General features: G+C 64.2%; 2 protein-coding genes and 1 pseudogene. All 3 read left to right on the top strand.

The window, feature by feature from the left end:
- Positions 1 to 539, top strand: a pseudogene (locus ON23_RS28080) (hypothetical protein); the annotation flags it as partial.
- Between the two features lie 21 nt (positions 540 to 560).
- Positions 561 to 893, top strand: a complete 333-nt coding sequence (locus ON23_RS28075) for a hypothetical protein (protein WP_039781923.1) — start codon at positions 561 to 563, stop codon at positions 891 to 893.
- 2 nt (positions 894 to 895) lie between these two features.
- On the top strand, positions 896 to 2,176 hold a 1,281-nt coding region (locus ON23_RS38775), incomplete at its 3' end, for a PPE domain-containing protein (RefSeq protein WP_157170300.1).

Here is a 2,176-nt window from a genome sequence, read left to right as displayed (position 1 = left end):
ATGGTGGTCAGGGTGGTGGTTTCCGGGATCCGTCGGACCCGAATTACATGACACCGTCGCGACCCGCACCGCCGCCGCCGGTGAATGGTGGTCAGGGTGGTGGTTTCCGGGATCCGTCGGACCCGAACTACATGACACCGTCGCGACCCGCACCGGCCCCGCCGGGCGGTGGTGGCGGTGGTGGTTTCCGCGATCCGTCCGATCCGAACTACATGACGCCGTCGCGGCCGGCTCCGGCTCCGCCCCCACCGTCCGATCCGGCCGAGCCGCAGGATCCGGGAAGACCGCTGGGCCCGGGTAAGGACTATCGCGCGAAGTCGCGGCCGAAGAAGGTGCCGGAAATCGGTCCGATGCCGGCGCATTACGACGCTCCGGATGCGCCGGGCGAGCAAGCGTGGCTGGACGCCGCCGAACCGCCACCCGCACCGCGCGCGGCGGCCACAGACGATCCAGGCGGCGACAATCCGGGTGGGGACGATCCGGGCGCCAGCGATCCGGGTGGGGGCGATCCGAATGTCGACAAGCCGTTCCAGATGTAGGCACACAGGTAGGGACTGACAATGGCGGAGAAGATCGAGGTGGATGTCGACGCGCTGACCAGAGCCGCCGACCTGCCCGAGGAGGTCTCACACAAAGTGCGGGGCGTGATCGACACCTTGCACAACACGCTCGCCGGAATCGAGAACGACTCCACCAACCAGCCGTGGGGAAACGACAAGTCCGGCAAGAAGTTCGCCGACGGTGACAAGGGGTACAAGACGACGCGGGCCAATATGGTCGAAGGCGGCTACGGCATGGCCGATGCCCTGTTCCAGTTCGCCGAGGGTGAGCGTTCGGCCGCCGACCAGTTCCGAGCCGCCGAACAAGGTTCGACCCAAGGTCTCGGAGGCTGATCATGACGTTGCCGAACGCGGATACCACCGAGTGGACCCAGATTCTCGGTGCGGCGAATTCCGGTGTGCTGCAATTCGATACGAAAGATATCAAGGCCGCCACCGATGCCGCGGCGCAGCTGATCGCCAATCTGGAGGCCTTGGCGCAATCGGTGCACGATACTCGCGCGCACGAGGTCGGCGCCTTCAGTATTCTGCAGTCCAGCCGCGATCTCGCCGGCGTCTACAGCAATCACGGTGCGGCACTGTACAACTCGCTGATGACACATGCGAATGTGGTGCGCGATCAGTTCGACACCTTCGTCGCCGCCGGTAAGACGTTCGCCGCGCACGAGAACAGTTCGACATTCAATTTCGACACGATCGCCAAACCCAAGGACGTCAAGAGCAATGTGACACCGCCCAAACTCTCCTCGAACGGGGGGAGCCTGGTCGCCGACCTCAGCCAGGATCTCGTCGATGACAGCTGGTCGATGCCGAGTTTCCCCGAGGCGATTCAGGGCTACGGCGGTAAGACCGATTCGGTCACCATCAACATCGAGAATCCGGACAGCCTGGACTGGGATCAGATGATTCAGCTGGGCCAGACGATTCACGCGCAGCCACCGATGGATCTGTCCGGGTTCTGGGATTCGATGTCGAAACTGATATCGAGCAATATGGCCACCTACGCGGACCAGATCGCGAAGTTGCAGGCCAGCTGGACCGGTGCCGCGTCGGCGGCGGCGGTGACCGCCGTGCGCAATTACAAGGACAGTACGCAGGATCTGATCGACGCCATCAAGGTGACCGGCGCGAGTTTGCGGTACACCAGCGACTGGCTCGAGGCGACCCGCAAGTCGATGCCCACTCCCGGACAGCCGGAGAAGACGGGCTGCAAACATCACCACACCGACGAATACCGCGCCAATTACAAGAAGTACTACGCGGATCCGATGAAATCGACGATCTCGACGATTCCGACGATCGCCATTCCGGGGCAGGCGGGCGGTGGCAGTACGTCGGGCAGTGGGTCCGGTTCGGGCAGTGGTTCGGGCTCGGGTAGTGGATCCGGTAGCGGCTCCGGGAGTGGTTCGGGTTACGGCAGTGGTTCCGGCTATGGAAGCGGCTCGGGTTATGGCAGTGGTTCCGGCTATGGGAGCGGGTCGGGGTACGGGAGTGGGTCGGGTTACGGGAGCGGGTCGGGGTACGACAGCGGTTCCGGTTACGGGAGCGGGTCGGGCTACGGCAGTGGCTCGGGGTACGGGAGCGGGTCGGGTTATGGCAGTGGTTCCGGCTACGGC

Source organism: Nocardia cerradoensis NBRC 101014, from assembly GCF_000308535.1.
Classification (GTDB): domain Bacteria; phylum Actinomycetota; class Actinomycetes; order Mycobacteriales; family Mycobacteriaceae; genus Nocardia; species Nocardia cerradoensis.
The sequence above is the reverse complement of the archived record's forward strand: the minus strand, read 5'-3'. Positions and strand labels throughout refer to the sequence as shown.

Bases quoted from the DNA above. Each gene is read 5' to 3' on its own strand.
- ON23_RS28075 (WP_039781923.1), top strand. From the start codon at position 561: ATGGCGGAGAAGATCGAGGTGGATGTCGACGCGCTGACCAGAGCCGCC.